Genomic DNA, 21,052 nt, shown 5'->3' with positions numbered 1-21,052 from the left:
TCACCGCCCAGCCGCACCGCACCCTGACACTCGGTGTGTCCTGGCACGGGCGGGTGGATCCCGAGGGCGGGGAGGTGCGGGTGAGCGCGGGCTGAGCCCGGGGCGTTGTCAGTGGTGTGTGCGACAGTGCGATCGTGACTGAGATCAACGCTCCGGTGCCCGCCGCACTGTCCGGCCTCGACGCCGTCGACTGGTCCGCGCTGACGCACGCCTACGGCCCCGCCGACGACGTGCCCGCACTGCTGGGCGCGCTGTGCTCCCCGGACGAGGAGCGGCGCCGCAAGGCCCTGTACGAGCTGTACGGCAACATCTTCCACCAGGGCAGCCGTTACCCGGCCACGGCCGCCGCGGTGCCGTTCCTGGTCCGCATGGCGGCGGACCCCCGGCTGCCCGACCGTGCCGGGTGCCTCCGGCTGCTGGCCGCCCTCGCCATCGGCTACGACGAGGCCCATCTGCCCGGCGGGATCGCGATCACCGAGTGGCGGGCCGCCGTCGAGGAGGTCCGCGCACAGGACCCGGAGGCGATACGCGCCGAGTACGACGCCTGGGTCGAGGCGGCGAGCGACGACAAGGAGCGGCGGATGCGGGAGTTCCGCCGCGACATGTACGACCATGACCGGCAACTGGAGGCCCTGGCCGCGGAACTGGGCGCCTACGACGCGGTGCGCGCCGGGATCCCCGCCCTGCTGCCCCTGCTCGGCGACGCGGACGCGGCCGTACGCACGGGCGCGGCCTATGTGCTGGCCTGGTTCCCGGAGGCGGCCGGGGAGAGCCTGCCGAGGCTGCTGGCGGTGCTGGACGAGGAGCGCGAACCGGTTGCCCTGGCCACGGCGCTGGTGGCCATCGGGCTGCTCGGCGACGACGGGTCCGGCCCGGAACTGGCGCTCCGGCTGCGGCCGTTCCTCACCGCAGGGGAGCCGGTGGTGCGCTGGGCGGCGGCCACCGCGCTGGCCCGGCTCGGCGGCAGGGGCATCGGGGCGGCCGTCACCGCCGAGGTGCTGGCCGCACTCGTGTCCGGCGCCGAGGAGCCGGGGCCCGACGAGACCCGGGTCCCGTTCCACGAGGGCGACCTGCGCGGCTACTCCGCCGCCTCTCTGACCCTGCTCGCCGACCGGTACCCTCGGGAGGCCCTGGACGCGGTGACCGACGGACTCGCCGCCACCACCGGCCCGGCGAGCTTCCCCGTCGCCACGGCCGCGCTCCGGCTGGCCTTCGGCGAGCCCGGCCCGCAGGGACCCGGCGCCTTCACGGCGCTGACCGAAGCCCAGCGCCGCCTGGTCCGGGTCCTCGCCGAACGCGACAAGGCCACCTGGCAGTGGGCGAACTTCTGCGGCATCGTCCGCTCCTGGGGCCTGCCCACCCCGCGCGACGCACTGCGCGCCTACGCCGGACTGCCCGAGGAGTGACCGTGAGGGGGAGGAGGCTCGTGTGCGGCGTGCTCGTCCTGGGACGTGCCTCTGTGCGGCGTGCTCGTGTGCCGTGTGCTCGTGTGCGGCGGACTCAGCTGAACGAGCCGTGCCGCCCCATGGCGGAGTTCACCGAGGAGCGCCGCCTCCTCCGGCAGTCCCTCCTGGTCGAGGACCGAGGCGCGGTCGCTGCGCAGGCACGCCTGCGGGAACCGGGCGATCTCCGCGGCCAGCGCCTCCGCCGCGGCGCGCGCGGTGCCGGTCGGCACCACACGATTGGCGAGCCCCATCGCCTGCGCCTCCGGCGCCGGCACCGGACGGCCGGTCAGGATCAGGTCCATGGCCCGGCTCGTCCCGATCAGCCGGGGCAGCCGTACGGTCCCGCCGTCGATCAGCGGCACCCCCCAGCGGCGGCAGAACACCCCGAACACGGCGTCCTCCTCGGCCACCCGCAGATCGCACCACAGGGCCAGCTCCAGGCCGCCCGCCACCGCGTGCCCGGCGACGGCCGCGATCACCGGCTTGGACAGCCGCAGCCGGGTCGGACCCATCGGCCCGTCGCCGTCCTCGGCCACCCGGTTGCCCTGCTCGGTGCCGATCGCCTTCAGATCGGCCCCCGCGCAGAACGTGCCGCCCTCGCCCCACAACACCGCCACCCGGGCGTTCTCGTCCGCCTCGAACGCGCGGAACGCGGCGACGAGTTCGGCCGCCGTCGGACCGTCCACGGCATTGCGGGCCGCGGGCCGGGACAGGACGACGGTGGTGACGTACTCCTCGCGCTCGACACGGACCGGCACGGCGGGCACTCCCTCTCCAGACGGCTGGGAGGGCCACTCTGCCTCAGATGACCTTCAACCGCACCAGTGCCCCGAGCGTCAGCGCCCCCGGCAGCAGCGGCGCCCAGACCGTGATGATCCGATAGGCCAGCACCACCGCCGTGGCCGGCGCCGCCGGGCCGCCGACCGCGACCAGGGCCACGATCAGCGCGGCCTCCACCGAACCGAGCCCGCCCGGGGTCGGCACCAGGGCCACCGCGACGGTCGCGGCGAGATAGGCGAGCGCCATATGGGCGGGCGGCACCGGCAGCCGCAGTGCCTGGCCGACCGCGGCGAGCCCGGCCGCCTGGAGCGCCGGGAAGGCCAGCGACCCGCCCCACAGCGCCAGGGCACGGATCGGCCGGGTGTGCACGGAACACGCCTCGCCCACGGCGTCCCGGACGAACGCGGCGGCCCGGACGCGCAGCGGTCGTACCAGCGCCCCGGCGGCCACCACCGCCACCAGCAGCCCGGCCGCGCACAGGAGCAGCGGCAGCGTCGAACCGTCCGGAAGCAGCGGGCCGAGCCGCAGCGCGTCCGGGAAGACCAGCAGCAGGGCCGCCAGAAGACCGAGCCGGCCCGCGCTCTCCGCCAGCAGATACAGCGCGAGCGCGGCCGAGGAGCGGGCCGGCGGCACCCCGCACACGGTCATGAAACGCAGGTTCACCGCGCCCGCGCCGAGCCCGGTGGGCAGCAGATGATTGGCCGAGGCCGCCGCGAACTGGGTGGCCAGCAACCGCCCCTTGGGCAGCGCCTGGACCACCGCGCCCTGCCGGGTGACGGCCGCCGCCACCCAGGTCAGACAGGTGGCACCGGCCGCCGCCAGCAGCCAGGGCCAGGACGCGGTACGCAACTGTCCGAAGCCTGCGGTGAGCAGCGAGCGATTGCGTACGGCGGCCACGGCGACCAGCGCGAGCGGCAGCAGGCACAGCGCCTGCCGGACGGGCACGCGACGGGGGAGTCGTACCCGGGAGAGCGGGGGAGTGGGGACGGCAGTCACATCCGCAGAGGGTCCCGGCGCCGTCCCAACGAGGGGTGGCGCGATCGGGGACGGCGGCTTACGGGCAGTGGTCGGCGGGGCCATGGGGGCCGTCCGGTTCGTCGGGGCGCCCCGGTCGACGGACGCCGGAGCGGGTGAAAAGCCCCGGACCTTGACCTCAACGAAGCTTGAGGTTCTACGTTCTCCTCATGAGCATGGAGACCACCGCATGGACGCAGCTGCACAGCGTGATGAACGCGCAGGCCGACCGCCGTCCTCTCGCCCGCGCCACGCTGCGCCGCATCGCCGCCTTCGCCCGCCCGCACCGCACCGGCATCATCCGCTTCGTCCTGCTCGGGGTCCTGACCGCCCTGCTCGCCGTGGCGACCCCGGTGCTCGCCGGACACGTCGTGGACGCCATCGTCTCGGGGCACGACTCCGGGACCGTGGTCCGCCTGTCCCTGCTGATCGCGCTGGTCGCCCTCGCGGAGGCCGGGCTCGGCATCCTCGGCCGGCGGCTGTCGTCCACGCTCGGCGAGGGACTCATCCTCGACCTCAGAACGGCCGTGTTCGACCATGTGCAGCGCATGCCCGTCGCCTTCTTCACCCGCACCCGCACGGGAGCGCTGGTCAGCCGCCTCAACAACGATGTGATCGGCGCCCAGCGGGCCTTCGCCAACACCCTCTCCGGCGTGGTGACCAACCTGGTCACCCTGCTGCTCACGCTCGCCGTGATGCTCACCCTGTCCTGGCAGATCACCCTGCTCGCGCTCGTACTGCTGCCCGTCTTCGTGCTGCCCGCCCGCCGCATGGGCAGCCGGATGGCCCGGATGCAGCGGGAGGCGGCGACGCTGAACGCGGCCATGGGCACCCGGATGACCGAGCGGTTCTCCGCGCCCGGCGCCACCCTGGTCAAGCTGTTCGGCCGCCCCGACGAGGAGTCGGCGGAGTTCGCCGCCCGCGCCTCCCGGGTCCGGGACATCGGGGTGCGCACGGCCACCGCCCAGTCGGTGTTCATCACCTCCCTCACCCTGGTCTCCGCCCTCGCGCTCGCCCTCGTCTACGGCCTCGGCGGCTGGTTCGCGCTGCGCGGCACCCTGGAGGCCGGGGCCGTCGTCTCGCTGGCCCTGCTGCTGACCCGCCTCTACGCCCCGCTCACCTCGCTCGCCGGGGCCCGGGTGGAGGTGATGAGCGCGCTCGTCAGCTTCGAGCGGGTCTTCGAGGTGCTGGATCTGAAGCCGCTGATCGAGGAGAAGCCGGACGCGACCGAGGTGCCCGAGGGCCCGGTCGCCGTCGAGTTCGACGCCGTCCGCTTCGCCTACCCGGCCGCCGACCAGGTCTCCCTCGCCTCCCTCGAAGAGGTCGCCGCCCTCGACAGCCGCGGCGGCACCGAGGTCCTGCACGGCATCTCCTTCCGCGCCGAACCCGGCCAGACCGTCGCCCTCGTCGGCTCCTCCGGCGCCGGGAAGTCCACCATCGCGCAGCTGCTGCCGCGGCTGTACGACGTCGACGGGGGTGCCGTACGGGTCGGCGGGGTGGATGTGCGCGAGGTGACGGCGGCCTCGCTGCGGGCCACGCTCGGCATGGTCACCCAGGACGGCCACCTCTTCCACGACACCGTCCGCGCCAATCTGCTGCTCGCCCGCCCCGGCGCCGCCGACGAGGAACTGTGGGACGCCCTCGGCCGGGCCCGCCTCGCCGAGGTCGTACGGTCCCTGCCCGACGGTCTCGACACGGTCGTCGGGGAGCGCGGCTACCGGCTGTCCGGCGGTGAGCGCCAGCGGATGACCATCGCCCGGCTGCTGCTGGCCCGCCAGCGTGTCGTCATCCTCGACGAGGCCACCGCGCATCTGGACAACACCTCCGAGGCCGCCGTCCAGGAGGCGCTCACCGAGGCACTGGAGGGCCGCACCGCCGTGGTCATCGCCCACCGCCTGTCCACCGTCCGCTCCGCCGACCAGATCCTGGTGATCGAGTCCGGCCGGATCGCGGAGCGGGGCACGCACGAGGAACTGCTGGCGGCGGACGGACGCTACGCCGAGCTGTACCGGACGCAGTTCGCGCAGGGGGCCGGGGCGGCGGCGGTCGCAAAGACGGAGGTGGGGGCGGTCTGAGGCCCCGTCCCTCCCCGTGCGCGTGCGCCCCGTACGTGTGAGCCCGGTGAACCTGGATACGCGGAGCGCACGGCACCACGGCTCGTCCGGAAGGCCCACGCCCATGACCAGCGAGAACGCGTCCGCTCCGGGATCGGAGATCACCCTGAGGGTGAACGGCAAGCCGCACACCCTGTACGTCGACCACCGCCGTGTCCTGCTGGACCTACTGCGCGAGGACCTGGGGCTCACCGGCGCCAAGAAGGGCTGCGACCACGGCCAGTGCGGTGCCTGCACCGTGCTGGCCGGCGGGCGGCGGCTCAACAGCTGTCTGCTGCTGGCGGTGACCCTCGACGGCGCCGAGGTCACCACCGTGGAGGGCCTGGGCGGCGACGGCGAGGAACCGCATCCGTTGCAGCGGGCCTTCCTCGACCGCGACGCCTTCCAGTGCGGCTACTGCACCCCGGGCCAGCTCTGCTCCGCCGTCGGCATGCTCGCCGAGGCCGCGGCCGGCCATCCCTCCCACGTCACCGACCCCGCCGCCCCTTCCGGGCGCCCCGTCGCGCTGGACCGGCCCGAGATCCGCGAGCGCATGAGCGGCAACCTGTGCCGCTGCGGCGCCTATCCGGGCATCGTCGCCGCGGTGGAGGACGTGATCGGGTGAACGGCTTCGGATACCTCAGGCCCACGACGCTCCAGGAGGCCACCGAGGCGTACGCCGCCCACCCCGGCGCCCGCTACCTGGCAGGCGGCACCAACCTGGTCGACCTGATCAAACTCGGCGTCGAACGGCCCGCCTTCCTCGTCGACGTAGGCGCCCTGCCCCTGGACGGCATCGAGGAACTGCCCGACGGCTCCCTGCGGGCCGGTGCCACCGTCCGCAACAGCGACCTCGCCGCCGACCCGCGCGTACGCGACCGCTACCCGGTGCTCTCCCAGGCCCTCCTCGCCGGTGCGTCCGGCCAGCTCCGCAACGCGGCCACCACCGGCGGCAACCTCCTTCAGCGCACCCGCTGCCCCTACTTCCAGGCCCTGGACAAACCCTGCAACAAACGCGATCCGGGCAGCGGCTGCGGCGCCCTGGAGGGCGTCCACCGCGACCACGCGGTGCTCGGGCGGTCCGAGCGGTGCATCGCCACCCACCCCTCCGACATGGCCGTCGCGCTCGCCGCGCTGGACGCCGAGGTCGAGTTGTACGGCACCGACGGCACTCGCGGCATGCCCGTGGCCGACTTCCACCGGCTGCCCGGCGAACACCCCGAGCGGGACACCGAGATCCGGCCCGGCGAGATCGTCACCGGCGTGCTGCTGCCCGCCGCCACGGCCGGGATGCCCTCCGCCTACCGCAAGGCCCGGGACCGGGCGTCGTACGCCTTCGCGCTCGCCTCCGTGGCCGTCGTACTGCGGCTCACGGACGGCGCGATCGAGCATGTGGGCCTCGCCTTCGGCGGGCTCGCGCACAAGCCCTGGCGGGCCCGGCGCGCCGAGGAGGCCCTGCGCGGCGCGGCCCCCACCCCGGCCGCCCTCGAACGCGCCGTCGACCTCGAACTGGCCGCCGCCCGGCCCCTGGAGGAGAACGCGTACAAGGTGCCGCTCGCCCGCAATCTCGCCCTCGACGTCCTCGGCCGCCTCACCCCGGCCCCCGCCGCGGCCTGACGCGCACCCCACCGGTGACAGGAGGAACCAGAGCACCCGACCCGGTCACAGGAGGACCCATGCCCCACACCGACACTGTCCTCGGCGCTCCCGCCGAGCGCCTGGAGGGGCGGCAGAAGGTCACCGGCGCCGCCCGTTACGCGGCCGAGCATCCGCAGCCCGGCCGCGCCCACGCCTGGCCGGTGCCCGCCGCCGTGGTGCGCGGCCGGGTCACCGAGGTGGACAGCTCGGCGGCCCGCGCCCTGCCGGGCGTCCTCGCCGTCCTCACCCCGGGCGACGCGCCCAGGGTCGCCGAACCCGAGGACGCCACCCTCGCCGTGCTCCAGGACTCACGGGTACCGCACCGGGGCTGGTGCGTGGCCCTCGTCGTCGCCGAGACCCTGGAGACCGCACGGGCCGCCGCCCACCTGGTCCGCGTCCACTACGACAGCGAGCCGTACGACATCGAGCTGAGCGCGGACCACCCGCGGGCCTACGAACCGGAGGAGGCCAACGCCGGACTGCCCGGCCGGGTCGAGCACGGGGACCCCGAGGGCGCCTTCGCCGCCGCGGCGACCCGTGTCGACGTCGCCTACCGGGTGCCGCCGCTGCACAACCACCCGATGGAGCCGCACGCGACCACGGCCCGCTGGGACGACGACCGGCTCACGGTGTACACCTCCAGCCAGGGCGGTACGACGGCACGCGCCGTGCTCGCCCAGATGTTCGAGCTGCCCGAGGACAAGGTCACCGTGGTCAGCGAGCACGTCGGCGGCGGCTTCGGCTCCAAGGGCACCCCGCGCCCCGATCTGATCCTCGCCGCCATGGCCGCCCTGCGCACCGCCCGCCCGTTCACCCTCGCCCACCCCCGTCGCCAACTGCCCACCACCGTCGGCCATCGCGCGCCCACCCTGCACCGGCTGCGCCTCGGCGCCGACCCGGACGGCCGGCTGACCGCGCTGGTGCACGAGGTGACCACACAGACCTCACGGGTCAAGGAGTTCGTGGAGCAGGCCGCGGTGCCCGCCCGCGTCATGTACGCCACGCCCAACCTGCGCACCGTCCACCGCGTGGTCGCCCTCGATGTGCCGAGCCCGTCCTGGATGCGGGCCCCCGGCGAGTCGCCCGGCATGTACGCCCTGGAGTCCGCCATGGACGAACTCGCCGAGGCGCTCGGCATGGACCCGGTGCGGCTGCGCATCCGCAACGAGCCCGAGCACGAGCCGGGCACCGGCATGCCGTTCAGCAGCCGTCACCTGGTGCAGTGCCTGCGCGAGGGGGCCCGGCGGTTCGACTGGGAGGACCGCGATCCGCGCCCGGGCGCCCGCCGCGAGGGGCCCTGGCTCCTCGGCACCGGTGTCGCCGCCGCCACCTACCCGACCTCCGCCGTCCCGGCCACCGCCACCGCGCGCGCCCTGCCCGACGGCACCTTCACCGTGCGGATCAACGCGACGGACATCGGCACCGGGGCCCGTACCGTCCTCGCCCAGATCGCCGCCGACACCCTTGCCACCACCCTGGACCGGGTGCGCATCGAGATCGGGCACAGCGATCTGCCCCCGGCCTGGCTGGCCGGCGGCTCCACCGGCACCGCCTCCTGGGGCTGGGCCGTCCACGACGCCTGCGCCGACCTGGCCGCCCGACTCGCCGTACGGGAAGGCCCGTTGCCTCCCGACGGCCTCGAAGCGCACGCCGACACCGCGGGCCGCGCCGACGCCGAAGTCCCCTACGCCCGGCACGCGTTCGGCGCCCACTTCGCCGAGGTGGCCGTCGACACCGTCACCGGCGAGACCCGGGTGCGCCGACTGCTGGGCGTGTTCGCCGCCGGGCACATCCTCAACTCCCGTACTGCGCGCTCCCAGTTCACCGGCGCCATGATCATGGGCCTGGGCATGGCGCTCACCGAGAGCAGCACCCTGGACCCCGCGTTCGGCGACTTCCCCGAGTGCGACCTCGCCTCCTACCATGTGCCCGCGAACGCCGACGTGCCCGCCGTCGAGGCCCACTGGATCGACGAGGACGACACCCATCTCAACCCCATGGGCAGCAAGGGCATCGGCGAGATCGGCATCGTCGGCACCGCCGCCGCGATCGGCAACGCCGTCCACCACGCCACCGGCGTCCGCTGCCGCGAACTGCCCCTCACCCCCGACCGGATCCTCGCCGGTCTGCCCGCCACGGGGTGACGGTGGCCGGGCCGACCTGGGAGTACGACGGCTACCAGGCCGAACGGGAGCGGCTGCGGGAGTCCCTGTGCACCCTGGGCAACGGGTATGTCGCGACCCGGGGCGCGCTGCCCGAGTGCACCGCCGACGAGTTCCACTACCCGGGCACCTACGCGGCCGGCCTCTACAACCGGCTCACCTCCGAGATCGCGGGCCGCCGGGTGGAGAACGAGGACATGGTCAACCTGCCCAACTGGCTGCCCCTGCGCTTCCGTCCGGCGGCCGACGGAGCCGACTGGCTGACCCCGGACACCGCCACCGTCACCGAACACCACCTCACCCTGCACCTGGACGCGGGCCTGCTGGAGCGCCGTACCCGCTACGCCCTGGGGCCCGATGGGTCCCTGCTGGTACGGCAGTCGCGCCTGGTCCACCTCGGCGACCCCCATCTGGCCGCGCTGCGCACGGAGTTCACCGCCGAGGGCACGGCGCTGGACCTGGATGTCGAGGCCGCGCTCGACGGCGACGTCACCAACGCGGGCGTCGCCCGCTACCGTGATCTGGACGGCCGCCATCTCACCGACGTGCGCACCGCAGCGGCCGGCGCGGCCACTGTGTGGCTGGACTGCCGCACCCGCACCTCCGACATCCGCATCGCCCTCGCGAGCCGGCTCACCGTCGCGCGAGCCCCGGCGGGCCCGGGGGCAGAGGACACCCCGGACACCCCACCCCCTTTGACCGCCACCGCCGAACCCCGCCGCGCCGTACAGACGTCACGCCTCACCCTGCTCCCCGGCCGTACCGTCACCGTCGACAAGACCGTCGCCCTGCACACCTCCCACGACCCCGCCATCGGCGACCCGCTGCGCGCGGCCCTCGACCGGCTGGCCGGTGCCCCCGGCTTCCCGGAGCTGCGGGAGTCGCACCGCGCCGCCTGGGCGCGGCTGTGGCGGCGCACCGTCCTCGACGTGCCGGGCGAGGCCGGGCGGATCCTGCGGCTGCACCTCTTCCATGTGCTCCAGACCCTCTCCCCGCACACTGCCGACCTGGACGTCGGTGTCCCCGCGCGCGGACTGCACGGCGAGGCGTACCGCGGCCATGTCTTCTGGGACGAACTCTTCGTGCTGCCCTACCTCGACCTCCATCTGCCCGAGGTCTCCCGGGGGTTGCTCCGCTACCGGCACCGCCGCCTGGACGCGGCCCGGCACGCCGCGGCCCGGCTCGGCAGGCGCGGCGCGTGCTACCCCTGGCAGAGCGGCAGCGACGGCCGCGAGGAGACCCAGGAAGTCCATCTCAACCCCCGCTCCGGCCGCTGGCTGCCCGACCACACCCGCCTCCAGCACCATGTCGGCTCGGCGGTCGCCTACAACGTGTGGCAGTACTGCGAGGCCACCGGCGACAGCGCCTTCCGCGCGGGCGAGGGCGCCGAGATGCTCCTGGAGATCGCCCGCTTCTGGGCCGACTCCGCGGTGTACGACGACCAGTTGGGCCGGCACCGCATCAGGGGCGTGGTCGGCCCCGACGAGTACCACGACGCCTACCCCGGCGCCGACCGGCCGGGCCTGGACGACAACACGTACACCAACGCCACCGCCGCCTGGGTGCTGGCCCGCGCCCTGGACCTGCTGCGCACCCTGCCCGAACCGCGCCGCCGCGAACTCACCGAACGCCTCGGCCTCGAACCCGGCGAGACCGACCGCTGGGCGGAGGTCGCGCACACCCTCCATGTGCCCCGGCACGACGGGGTGATCAGCCAGTTCGCGGGCTACGGCGACCTCGCCGAACTGGACTGGGGCGCCTACCGCGAACGCTACGGCGACATCCGGCGCCTGGACCGGATCCTGGAGGCCGAGGGCGACACCGTCAACCGCTACCAGGCGTCCAAGCAGGCCGACGTGCTGATGCTGGCCTACCTCTTCGCGCCCCGCGAACTGCACGCCCTGTTCCGGCAGTTGGGTCACGACATCGACGAGGACACCTGGTCCGCGACGGTCGACTACTACCTGGGCCGCACCAGCCACGGCTCCACCCTCAGCGGACTCGTGCACGGCTGGATCCTGACCCGCGCCCGCCGCGCCGACGCCTGGCGGTACGTCCAGGAGACGCTGCGCGGCGACATCGCCGACATCCAGGGCGGCACCACCGGCGAAGGCATCCACCTCGGCGCGATGGCCGGCACCCTCGATCTGGTGCAGCGCGGGCTGACCGGCCTGGAGACCCGTGACGGCGCCCTGTGGCTGGACCCCGTCCCACTGCCCAAGGTCTCCTCCTACGGCTTCTCGATCCGCTACCTCGGCCACTGGGGGATCGGCGTCCGGCTCGCCCGCAAGCAACTGGAGATCGCCGTGCCCGACTCCGCGGGCGCCCCCGTCGACGTACGCCTCGCGGACCGGGTGGTGACGGTGCGGCCGGGGCGCACGGTGCGGCTGGTGCTGCCGGAGTGAGCACCCCGGGGGTCGAAACCGGGGCCGAAGCTGTGTAAGTTCACCAGCGTTGACGTTGTGCGGGTGTTGCTGGAGGTGTGTGGGCTGTGCTGATGACCGGCAAGGTGCTGCGTTTCGACGAGGTCCGCGGATACGGGTTCATCGCCCCGGCCGAACCGGGCGAGGACGTCTTCATGCACGCGAACGACCTGCTGGACGAGAAGTACCTCTACCACGAGGGCAGCGAGGTCGAATTCCACCTGGAGATGGGGGAGAAGGGCCCGAAGGCCTCCCAGATCCGGCTGGTCTACCAGCCCTCCTCGCACCGCCTGCCCAACCGCCCGGTCTTCTCCGACGGCGCCGCCACCGCCGAGCGCCCCGCCGCCGCGCCGTCCGGCGAGGCCACCGGCACGGGCCGCTTCCGCACCGAACTGACCGAGGTCCTGGTCACCTCGGTCGACTCCCTCACGGCCGCGCAGATCCGCCAGGTCAGGGAGCGGGTCGTCGAACTGGCCCGGGAAAAGGGCTGGTTGACCGCCTGACCGGATCCGGCCGAGCCGCCCTCGGCCGGACCGGTGAGGGACCCACCCCGCCGCACTCCTCCTCCCGGCCCCTGGAGCCCATCGTGACGACAGCCTGCCCGACCGGCGACCCGTGGGTGCGCCGCTTCCACCCGGCACCCGAGGCGCCCGCCCGGCTGGTGTGCTTCCCGCACGCCGGCGGCTCGGCGACCTTCTACTTCCCGCTCTCCGCGGCCCTGCGCGGCACGGCCGACGTGGTCGCGGTGCAGTACCCGGGGCGGCAGGACCGGCACGCGGAGAAGGGCATCGAGACCATCGCGGAGCTGGCGGACCGCGCCCATGAGGCGCTCCAGCCGTACGCGGACCGCCCGTTGACGTTCTTCGGGCACAGCATGGGGTCCATCGTCGCCTTCGAGGTGGCCCGCCGCTTCGAACGCGACGGCGAGGGCCCCGTCCATCTCTTCGCCTCCGCGCGCCGCGCCCCGTCCGCCTACGCGGGCGAGAACGTGCACCAGCGGGACGACGATGGCATCGTCGCCGAGATGCGCCGGCTCAGCGGCACGGACGCCCGGCTGCTGGACGACGAGGAGATCGTGCGGCTGATCCTCCCGGCCCTGCGCAGCGACTACACCGCCGTCGAGACCTACCGGGCCACGCCCTCCACCGTCATCAGCACCCCCATCACCGCCCTCACCGGCGACACGGACCCCCGTGTCACCCCCGAGGAGGCCCACGCCTGGCGCGCCCACACCACCGGGACCTTCGACCTGCGGATCTTCCCCGGCGGTCACTTCTATCTCTCCGAGCAGATCCCCGAACTCTCCGAACTCCTGCGGGCCCGGCTGACGGCGTAGGGCCCTCGCGCGATCAGCCGGTCCCGCTACCCGAGGTCCTTCGGGCCGTAGAGCGCCGCCGGGGCCCCGGTCGCCAGGGCCCAGTACCGGTCGCCGTACGACCAATGCCACCATTCCGTGGGGTAGTTCACCAGCCCGGCGGCGGTCAGGGCCGACCCCAGGACGTCCCGGTGGGCGCGGGCCGTGTCGCTGATGTTGTCCGCCGCCGTGTAGCAGGCACCCGCGCTGTCCTCGGGGTTGGCGTTCATCGCCGTTCCCATGTCCAGCTCCTGGCCGTCGGCGTCGATCAGTGTGAGATCGACGGCCGCCCCGGCGCTGTGCGGCGCGATCTCGGGTGGCGAGACGTACCGGCTGGCCGCCGAACGCACCAGCTCGGCGGACCAGTCGGGGTGAGCGGCGCTCAACTCCGCGCCGTACTCCTCGAAATAGCGCCGCTGGAGGGACGGCGGCCGGTACCCCTCGACGAACAGCAGCCGCAGCCCTTCGGGCAGCAACTCCTGTGCCTTGAGCAGCCGTTCGAACACACCCTCCCGCAGCCGGGCGAACGCACCGTCCCCGTCCACCTTGCGCGCGTCGACCGGCAGCCGGCCGTCACGGCGCACATCCACCAGCCGCTCACCGCACTCCCGCACGGGCACGGCGGCGACCTTCGGATCGGACATCAAGATGATCTCTGCCATGGGCCGATCGTCTCAGCCCCACGTCGCCACCGGGAGGTGTTCGGGCCATCGCAGCCGTCAGAATCTCAGCGTCAGATGGCGCGGCCCCCGCAGCATCGCGTTCTGCCGGTACGGCGGCGGGTCCTCGACCAGTTCCGCCGTGCCCAGCCGGGGGAGCAGCGCCGCCAGCGCGGACTGCGCCTCCAGCCGGGCGAGCGGGGCGCCGTAGCAGAGGTGGATGCCGGAGCCGAAGCCGAGGTGCTCGTTGTCGGCCCGGGTCGGGTCGAAGCGGTCGGGATCGGTGAAGCGGCGCGGGTCGCGGTTGCCCGCGGCCAGGGCCAGGAACACGGAGGAACCGCGCGGGAGCGTGGTGCCGGCGACATCGAAGTCGGCGAGCGGGATGCGCTCGCGCATGTGCACCGGGGGTTCGAAGCGCAGCAGTTCCTCCACCGCCCTCGGCATCAGCTCGGGTTCGCGGCGCAGCCGGTCCAGCTCCTCGGGATGGCGCAGCAGGGTCAGCACCCCGTTGGTGATGAGGTTGACCGTGGTCTCGTGCCCGGCGATCAGCAACAGCACCGCCGTCTGGGCCAGTTCCTCCTGGCTGAGCCGCAACCCGGGGTCGGGCTCGGAGACGAACGCGGACAGGAGGTCGTCGCGCGGATCGTCCCGGCGCTGTTCGGCCAGACCCACCAGGTACCCGCCCATCTCCTGGCGGGCCCGCTCGGCCTCGTCGCGCGGCGCCGAGCTCGCGTCCGGCCGTACGTCGGCGGACGCCACCAGCGTGTCCGACCAGGCCCGGAAGAGCGGTTCGTCCTCGTGCGGCACCCCGAGCAGCCGGCAGATCACCGTGACCGGCAGCGGATAGGCGAAGTCGTCCACGACATCGACCTGCCCACCCGACTCGAACGGCGCCAGCAGCTCCTTGGTGATGTTCTCGATCTCGGTGCGCATCCCGTCCACCCGGTGCGGCGTGTGCGGCGGGCCGAACGGCCGCATGGCCAGGTTGCGCAACCGGTGGTGCTCCGGGTCGTCCAGGCGCAGGAACGGCGGCTTGGCGGTCTCCAGGCCGCGGGTGCGGGGATCCGCGCTCATCCGCGGATCGTGCAGCAGCGCAGCCACCTCGTGATAGCCGCCGATCAGCAGGCTGCCGTCGGCCTGCGGGACAACGGCGCCGGCCTCGCGTAGCTCCGCGTACAGGGGATAGGGGTCGGGGCGGCTGGCGTAGTCGGTGATCCTGGCCAGCAGGGTGCCGGGGTCCATGTCGGCTCCTCGGAGTCGGGGCGGGCTATACCACCGTCAGCCGGCGGTCCGGCAGATAGCCGGTCAGTGCGACCGTCGGGCCGTGCGAGAGCACCGACGGGTCCGGTACGTCGGACGGGATCGGGATCTCGGCCGCGAGCGCCCGGTCGGCGGCGCCCGGCGGGGGCGGGAACGGCGCGCCGGTCTCGATCAGATGCTGGTAGTAGTCGAGCGACTTGGCCATGTCGACGGTGACCGCGGCGGTGACCCGGCCCCGGTAGCCGTAGACCATGGCGAGCCGGCGCGCCTCCAGGGAGCCCTGCGCGATGACCACGTGGTCGGAGTAGGTGGGCACCCCCACCGACTTGATGTTGAGCCCGAACTGCGTCGACCAGAACGTCGGCAGGGCCAGGTGCGGGCGCCGCAGCGGTCCCGGGCTGACCATGTTGTGGGCGGCCACCCCGGCCTGGGTGACCGCGTTGCCCCAGTGCTCCAGGGACAGCAGCTGATAGCCGAAGAGCGGGTGCGGGAAGCGGGAGACGTCACCGGCCACGAAGACGTCGTCGGTGACGATGCCGTACATGGTGAAGGCCCGGCACCCGGCGTCACAGGCCAGCCCGCGCGGGCCCGCCGCGAGCCCGGAGTCCGCGAGCCACTCCACATTGCGCACCGCGCCGAGCGCCACCACGCACACATCCGCGTCCACCTGGTTGCCGTCGGACAGCTCCACACCGGTGAAGGTCTTCTCGCCGAGCAGCCTGGTCACCGTCACCCCGGTGCGCAGGTCCACGCCGTGGTTGCGCTGCATGGCGGCCGCGAGCTTGGAGAGGGTGCCGCCGAGCGCGCCGACCAGGGGCGCGGGGCCGCGCTCGGTGACCGTGACCTCCAGACCGCGCTCCCGGCAGGCCGAGGCGATCTCGGAGCCGGTGAACCCGCCGCCGATCACCAGCACCCGCCGCGGCCCCGCGTCCAGCGCCGCCGCGAGCCCCGCCGCGTCCTCACGGGTGCGCACGGTGAACACGCCGTCCAGCGCGGCCTCCGCCGGGTTCGGCCAGGGCCGGGCACGGGTCCCGGTGGCGATCAGCACCCGGTCGTACGGCAATGACTCCCCGTTGTCGAGCAGCACCCGCTTGCCCAGTGTGTCCAGGCCGGTGGCCCTTACACCGAGCACCCATTCCGCCTTGGGGTCGCGGCGCATCGGCAGCCCGGTGGAGTCGGCGGGCGCGACGCCCAGCAGTACCTGCTTGGACAGCGGCGGGCGGTCGTACGGCGGATGGGGCTCGTCCCCGACGACGGTCAGGGAGCCGGTGAAACCCTGCTCGCGCAGCGCCTCCGCGGCCCGCAGCCCGGCCAGCGAGGCGCCCACGACGACGATCCGGCCGCCTGTGAGGTCATCGGGCACCGCCGCTCACCTCTTCCCCGAGGAGAATGGCCTGCACCGGGCAGGCCGCGGCGGCCTGGCGCACCCGTTCGACCTGATCGTCGGGGACGGCCGGGGCGTACAGCAGCCCTTCCTCGCCGTGCAGCCTGAACACGTCCGGCGCGAGGAACACGCACTGTGCGTACCCCTGGCAGCGCGTGAGGTCGACAACGGTCTGCATCGCAACCACTTCCTCCTCCGCCGTACCGCCCCCTCACGTCCAGCATGGGGCGAGACCGGGGCGCGCGCACGGCCACCCGGACGGCGGCCGGGAGCCGCGCGCCAACGCCGCGGAGTGAAGCGCCGCTTGACGGATCCGGACGAACGCCGACATGTCCGCGGGCCCGCGCAGAAAAACTGGTCCAACCAGTTGACCACTGTACGAACCGCGTCCACCCTGATCGCCATGACTGAGGGACACATACGGCGCGAGGCGGTCTCCGACCAGCTCTTCGCCCTGTTGCGGGACAGGATTCTCGGCGGGGCGCTGCCGGCGGGCGGCGCGCTCACCGCCGAGCGGGAACTGGCGGCCGAGTTCGGGGTGAACCGGCACGCCGTACGGGAGGCCGTCAAACGCCTCCAGCAGGCCCGGCTGGTCGAGGTCAGCCATGGCGGCCGTACCCAGGTGCTGGACTGGCGGCGCACCGCCGGTCTGGAACTCGCCGTGGGCATCGCCGCCGCCGACAGCGGGCCCACCGTGCAGGACATCGCCCGCGACGCGCTGGAGATGCGGGCCTGTATCGGCGCGGACGCCGCCCGGCTGTGCGCGCTGCGCTGCTCCGCGCGGGCCGCCGCCGAGATCGCCGCGGCCGTCGAGGCGCACGCCCAGGCCGGGCCCGATCTGACCGAGCTGGACGAGACCTACATCGCCTGGTGGCGGCTGATCGTGGAGGGCTCCGGGAACATCGCCTATCTGCTGGCCTTCAACAGTCTGGTCGACGGACTGATCCCGGTCGCCGACGTGCCCGCCGACCTCGGAGCCGGCGAGATCCTCGACGTCGAGGCCCATCGGCGGCTGGCCGGGCACATCACGGCCCGCGAGGCCGGTGCGGCCGAGCTGCTGGCCCGTGAGCTGCTGACCCGCAGCGTGCCCGCCGCGCCACGCGCCCGCAAGGGGGCACGGCGATGATCCCCACCGTGGTCTACGCGATCCCGGCGTTCGTGCTGCTGGTCGTGGTGGAGGCGCTGTCGTACCGCTTCCTGCCGGACGACGACGAGCGCGGGTACGAGCTGCGCGACACCGTCACCAGCATGTCCATGGGCGCGGGCAGCCAGGTCATCGCGGTGCCGTGGAAGGTGGCGACCATCGTGGTCTACGCCGCCGCGTACACCGCCGTCCCCTGGCATCTGTCGCCGTCCTCCGGCTGGACCTGGCTGCTGCTGTTCTTCGGCGACGACCTGGCCTACTACGCCTACCACCGGGCCCATCACCGGGTACGGGTGCTGTGGGCGAGCCATGTGGTCCACCACTCCAGCCTGCGCTACAACCTCTCCACCGCGCTGCGCCAGACCTGGACGCCGATGACCGGCCTGCCGTTCTGGCTGCCGCTGGCGCTGCTCGGCGTGCCGCCGTGGATGATCCTGGTCGAGCAGGCGGTCAGCCTCGTCTACCAGTTCTTCCTGCACACCGAGCGGGTGGACAAGCTGTGGCGCCCGGTGGAGTGGTTCTTCAACACGCCCTCGCACCACCGGGTCCACCACGGCTCCAACCAGGTGTACCTGGACCGCAATTACGGCGGCATCCTCATCATCTGGGACCGGCTCTTCCGCACCTTCGAACCGGAGGGGGAGCGGGTGGTGTACGGGCTGACGAAGAACATCGACAGCTACAACCCGGTGCGGGTGGCCTTCCACGAGTACGCGGCCGCCTGGCGCGACGTCCGCGCGGCGGTGCGATGGCGGGACCGGGCCGGGTATGTGTTCGGGCCGCCAGGATGGTCACCCCGCGTCGGCCGATGAGATGATGATGATCAAGTCGAGCCGGAAGTTCGGGGGGTAGCAGTGGCCGGATCGGTCCCGTGCCGTGTCGTCGTGTGCCGTGACTGCTGCTGCGGCAGCCCGAAGGTGACCGGCGTCGACCACGCGGCGCAGACCGCCCGGCTGGAGGCGGCGGTGCCCTTGCGGATCTCCGACTGCCTCGACGTGTGCGACCAGGCCAACGTCATCGTCGTACAGCCCTCCGCCACCGGCCGCGCCGCCGGTGGCCGCCCGGTCTGGCTGGGGCTCGTCAACGACCCGGAGGCGACCGAGGACATCATCACCTGGGTACGGTCCGGCGGTCCGGGCGTGGCACCGCTGCCGGAGATCCTCGGGCTGTACGCCTTCACCCCGCCGGGACGCACGGCGAACCCCTGAGGACCAAGGGCCCGAGAATAAGCAGGAGTTCTGGTCCGTCTTCACCAACTTCCCCTAGAATGAACACCGTTCGCACAACAACCGCATAAGTGCGTGACTGGGGGAAGCCGGTGGGAATCCGGCGCTGACCTGCAACCGTGTGCGGCCGTGGGCCGCGAGTCGGGCTGCCCGGCACGTGCTGGAACCGCTTCCCACTGTCATGGTCCGCAGCGCGAAGCCGAGAGCCATGCCCGGAGCACCGGGCCGGCCCGTTCACCGGTCCGCGCGAGCGGAGGTGCCCGGAGCCGCCCGGGTGCGCCTCGCGCGCCCGGCGACGAGGCCGCGGGCCGCCCGCCCAGGAAGGCTCAGCTCTTGCACGGCACCTTCGCACGCCGCACCCTGATCACCGCGACCGCCCTCGGCCTGGCCCTCGCCGCCGCGCCGGCGACCGCCCACGCCCAGAGCACACCGGGCACGAACGCTCCGGTCAGAGTGACGCTCACCGTCCAGGGACCGGACGGGATCCTCTTCAAGGGGAAGATCAGAACCCGCGGTCACGACGTCACCACCGCGACCGGCGGCACGCACACCTGCGACGGCACCAACGGCGGCGCCAACCCCTCCGCCGTGCCGACGCCCACCGCGGCCCTCGACGACGCCGCCCACCGGCGGCACTTCACCTGGGACGGCGCCTGGTACGCGTCGTTCGACGACTACTCCGTCGACACCATCAAGAACGTCAGCGGCGGCGCCTCCGCCTACTGGAACATCTCCGTCAACGGCACGCCCACCCCGGTGGGCGGCTGCCAGTTCAAGCTGAACGCCGGGGACACCGTGGCGTTCACCTGGACGGCGTTCTGATCCGGCCCGCTCCTCACCGGCCGGGGAACGGACGCGCCTCGGCCGGTGCGACCGGCTCCCCGGCCCGCACCCCGTGCAGGACATGGGCCAGCACCTCCGCCCCGCGCACCACCCGCGGTCCCGGCCGGTTGTAGTACGACGGCCCGTCCAGCACCCAGACCCGACCGGACCGTACGGCGGGCAGCTCCGGCCAGCCCGGCAGCGTGGTGAGCAACTCGGCCTCGCGCAGGGTGCGTTCGGGCGGGAAGCCGCACGGCAGGACGAGCAGCACGTCCGGCCGCGCGGCGCGCACCGCCGACCACTCCACCGGCTCGGTGTGCTCGCCGGGCGCGGCGAGGAGCGGTTCGCCCCCGGCGGCGGTGATCTGCTCCGGCACCCAGTGTCCGGCGGGCCACAGCGGGTCGAGCCATTCGATCGCCGCCACCCGGGGCCGGTCGAGTCCGGCGACCGAGTCCCTCAACCGGTCCAGCCGGGCCCGCAGTTCGGCCCGAAGGCGCAGCGCTCGCTCGCGCACGCCCAGCAGTTCGCCGACGGTGACCAGGCAGTCCAGTACGTCGTCCAGGGTGCGTGGCTCCAGGCTGAGCACCCGGGTGTCCGCGTCGAGCAGCCGTACGGCCCGGCTCACCCGCTCGTACGACACCGCGCACACCGCGCACAGGTCCTGGGTGAGCACCACATCGGGCCGCAGCGCCGCCAGTGCCTCGGTGTCGAGCGTGTACAACGACGACCCCGAGTGCGCCGACCCACCGACGGCATCGGAGATCTCCCGGCTGGTCAGCACGTCCTGATCCAGCTCCGCTCCGGTCACCACCGGCACCTCCGCCACCTCCCGGGGCGGCCAGTCGCACTCGTGCGTACGCCCGACCAGGCTCGCGGAGAGACCGAGCGCGGCGACGATGTCGGTCGCGGCGGGAAGAAGAGAGACGATCCGCATGCGCTGAGCCTATGCCGGGGGGACGCGCTTGGGGTGGGGCCGAGCGGGGAACGATGGGCCGGACACCGGGCATGGCGAACCGGTCGAGCTGCTTCGCGCTGATCCTTGTCTGGGGTCTGGGGTCCTGGGGCCTGCCGCGTGCCGCGTGCCGAGGGCGTTGGGCCTCGGGGCGAGTGGTAGGAGGCGCGTGCCGAACCGATGCGCCGGCCGGCGACCGCGCCGCTCCGCACTCTGCTGTGCCGAGCGGCCGCTGCCCTGTGCCGCGTGGTGGGTACCGCGTGCCGAATTTCTTTGAGGATGGCGCGGCGGGGGCGAGTGCCGGGCAGTCGGTGGCTCGCGCTGACTCTGCGCGCCGTGCCCCGGGCGTCCGGTGTCGGACCCGGTGCGCCGGACGGGCTGGCGCCCTTGGCATTGACTGGTGAGCGCCCCGTGGTGGGGGCCGGGCGCCATGTGCCGAGCGGCCGCCGGTTAGCCGGTGGGTCCGCGTCGACTTCGCGCGCCCGGTGTCGGACCCGGTGCGCGATGCGCCGGACGATCTGGCGCCCCCGGCATCGACCGGTGACTGCTCCCCGCGGTGAGCGCTCCGTTCGAACGCCCCGCCGCGAGCGCCCGCCTCGCAGAGCGCTGCCCCTCAGGAGAGCGCCCCCTTCGAGCGCCCTCCGCGCGGAGCACCACCCTCAGGCGCCCCCTCAGGCGCCGCCCCCCGTCACGCCC

At 73.6% G+C, this 21,052-nt stretch carries 19 protein-coding genes and 1 riboswitch; of the genes, 12 read left to right on the top strand and 7 right to left on the bottom strand.

From position 1 onward, the window contains the following. Positions 1–134: 134 nt before the first annotated feature. Complete coding sequence (locus CCN72_RS19970) at positions 135–1,406, top strand: HEAT repeat domain-containing protein (protein ID WP_143664141.1); 1,272 nt, start codon at positions 135–137, stop codon at positions 1,404–1,406. On the opposite strand, the gene CCN72_RS19965 is transcribed toward CCN72_RS19970, so the two are convergent. After that, positions 1,382–2,203: a crotonase/enoyl-CoA hydratase family protein gene (locus CCN72_RS19965; protein ID WP_086808704.1), complete on the bottom strand. Its 822-nt coding sequence runs from the start codon at positions 2,201–2,203 to the stop codon at positions 1,382–1,384. The genes CCN72_RS19970 and CCN72_RS19965 overlap by 25 nt on opposite strands. Before the next feature lie 43 nt (positions 2,204–2,246). Then, entirely contained in the window at positions 2,247–3,221 is a 975-nt protein-coding gene (locus CCN72_RS19960; RefSeq protein WP_244174336.1) for a lysylphosphatidylglycerol synthase transmembrane domain-containing protein, read from the bottom strand. A 194-nt stretch (positions 3,222–3,415) separates the two neighbouring features. Here CCN72_RS19960 and CCN72_RS19955 point away from each other — a divergent pair, with 194 nt between their 5' ends. The 7 genes from CCN72_RS19955 (at position 3,416) to CCN72_RS19925 (ending at position 12,891) form a co-directional block, all read left to right on the top strand. Further along, positions 3,416–5,314, top strand: a complete 1,899-nt coding sequence (locus CCN72_RS19955) for an ABC transporter ATP-binding protein (RefSeq protein ID WP_208638048.1) — start codon at positions 3,416–3,418, stop codon at positions 5,312–5,314. A 103-nt stretch (positions 5,315–5,417) separates the two neighbouring features. Then, positions 5,418–5,957, top strand: a complete 540-nt coding sequence (locus tag CCN72_RS19950) for a (2Fe-2S)-binding protein (protein WP_086808698.1) — start codon at positions 5,418–5,420, stop codon at positions 5,955–5,957. Next, on the top strand, positions 5,954–6,949 hold the full coding sequence (locus tag CCN72_RS19945) for an FAD binding domain-containing protein (RefSeq protein ID WP_086808697.1): 996 nt from the start codon (positions 5,954–5,956) through the stop codon (positions 6,947–6,949). Before CCN72_RS19950 ends, CCN72_RS19945 begins: the two co-directional genes overlap by 4 nt. A 59-nt stretch (positions 6,950–7,008) precedes the next feature. Then, a complete protein-coding gene (locus CCN72_RS19940) occupies positions 7,009–9,114 on the top strand; it encodes a xanthine dehydrogenase family protein molybdopterin-binding subunit (protein WP_086808696.1) in 2,106 nt (701 codons plus the stop codon). Beyond that, positions 9,111–11,537 carry a glycoside hydrolase family 65 protein gene (locus CCN72_RS19935; protein WP_425276157.1) on the top strand — a complete coding sequence of 809 codons (2,427 nt, stop codon included), beginning with the start codon at positions 9,111–9,113 and terminating at the stop codon, positions 11,535–11,537. Before CCN72_RS19940 ends, CCN72_RS19935 begins: the two co-directional genes overlap by 4 nt. Before the next feature lie 86 nt (positions 11,538–11,623). Then, positions 11,624–12,058 carry a cold shock domain-containing protein gene (locus CCN72_RS19930; RefSeq protein WP_086808695.1) on the top strand — a complete coding sequence of 145 codons (435 nt, stop codon included), beginning with the start codon at positions 11,624–11,626 and terminating at the stop codon, positions 12,056–12,058. Between the two features lie 83 nt (positions 12,059–12,141). Then, on the top strand, positions 12,142–12,891 hold the full coding sequence (locus CCN72_RS19925) for a thioesterase II family protein (protein ID WP_167408697.1): 750 nt from the start codon (positions 12,142–12,144) through the stop codon (positions 12,889–12,891). A 26-nt stretch (positions 12,892–12,917) separates the two neighbouring features. On the opposite strand, the gene CCN72_RS19920 is transcribed toward CCN72_RS19925, so the two are convergent. The 4 genes from CCN72_RS19920 to CCN72_RS19905 are packed head-to-tail and all read right to left on the bottom strand — an operon-like array spanning position 12,918 to position 16,390. Beyond that, positions 12,918–13,571, bottom strand: a complete 654-nt coding sequence (locus CCN72_RS19920) for a M15 family metallopeptidase (RefSeq protein WP_086808694.1) — start codon at positions 13,569–13,571, stop codon at positions 12,918–12,920. A 57-nt stretch (positions 13,572–13,628) separates the two neighbouring features. Then, the gene (locus tag CCN72_RS19915) at positions 13,629–14,810 is read right to left on the bottom strand and encodes a cytochrome P450 (protein ID WP_086808693.1); all 1,182 of its coding nucleotides are present in this window, start codon (positions 14,808–14,810) and stop codon (positions 13,629–13,631) included. 25 nt (positions 14,811–14,835) lie between these two features. Next, positions 14,836–16,191 carry an NAD(P)/FAD-dependent oxidoreductase gene (locus CCN72_RS19910; RefSeq protein ID WP_086808692.1) on the bottom strand — a complete coding sequence of 452 codons (1,356 nt, stop codon included), beginning with the start codon at positions 16,189–16,191 and terminating at the stop codon, positions 14,836–14,838. After that, positions 16,181–16,390 carry a ferredoxin gene (locus CCN72_RS19905; RefSeq protein WP_046420515.1) on the bottom strand — a complete coding sequence of 70 codons (210 nt, stop codon included), beginning with the start codon at positions 16,388–16,390 and terminating at the stop codon, positions 16,181–16,183. Before CCN72_RS19905 ends, CCN72_RS19910 begins: the two co-directional genes overlap by 11 nt. A 225-nt stretch (positions 16,391–16,615) precedes the next feature. Between CCN72_RS19905 and CCN72_RS19900 the strand changes: the two genes are divergently transcribed. The 4 genes from CCN72_RS19900 to CCN72_RS19885 all read left to right on the top strand — a co-directional run bounded on the left by CCN72_RS19900 (position 16,616) and on the right by CCN72_RS19885 (position 19,404). After that, a complete protein-coding gene (locus tag CCN72_RS19900; protein ID WP_086808691.1) occupies positions 16,616–17,338 on the top strand; it encodes a FadR/GntR family transcriptional regulator in 723 nt (240 codons plus the stop codon). After that, positions 17,335–18,168 carry a sterol desaturase family protein gene (locus CCN72_RS19895; protein ID WP_086808690.1) on the top strand — a complete coding sequence of 278 codons (834 nt, stop codon included), beginning with the start codon at positions 17,335–17,337 and terminating at the stop codon, positions 18,166–18,168. Before CCN72_RS19900 ends, CCN72_RS19895 begins: the two co-directional genes overlap by 4 nt. A gap of 72 nt (positions 18,169–18,240) precedes the next feature. Next, positions 18,241–18,564 carry a hypothetical protein gene (locus tag CCN72_RS19890; protein ID WP_244174335.1) on the top strand — a complete coding sequence of 108 codons (324 nt, stop codon included), beginning with the start codon at positions 18,241–18,243 and terminating at the stop codon, positions 18,562–18,564. A 54-nt stretch (positions 18,565–18,618) separates the two neighbouring features. After that, positions 18,619–18,754: riboswitch (cobalamin riboswitch) on the top strand. 161 nt (positions 18,755–18,915) lie between these two features. Further along, positions 18,916–19,404 carry a DUF4430 domain-containing protein gene (locus CCN72_RS19885; protein ID WP_086808688.1) on the top strand — a complete coding sequence of 163 codons (489 nt, stop codon included), beginning with the start codon at positions 18,916–18,918 and terminating at the stop codon, positions 19,402–19,404. A gap of 13 nt (positions 19,405–19,417) precedes the next feature. On the opposite strand, the gene CCN72_RS19880 is transcribed toward CCN72_RS19885, so the two are convergent. Further along, entirely contained in the window at positions 19,418–20,338 is a 921-nt protein-coding gene (locus tag CCN72_RS19880; protein ID WP_086808687.1) for a cobalamin-binding protein, read from the bottom strand. Between the last annotated feature and the right edge of the window lie 714 nt (positions 20,339–21,052).

The organism is Streptomyces murinus (assembly GCF_002154555.1).
Classification (GTDB): domain Bacteria; phylum Actinomycetota; class Actinomycetes; order Streptomycetales; family Streptomycetaceae; genus Streptomyces; species Streptomyces murinus.
This window is presented reverse-complemented; position numbering and strand designations above follow the sequence as displayed.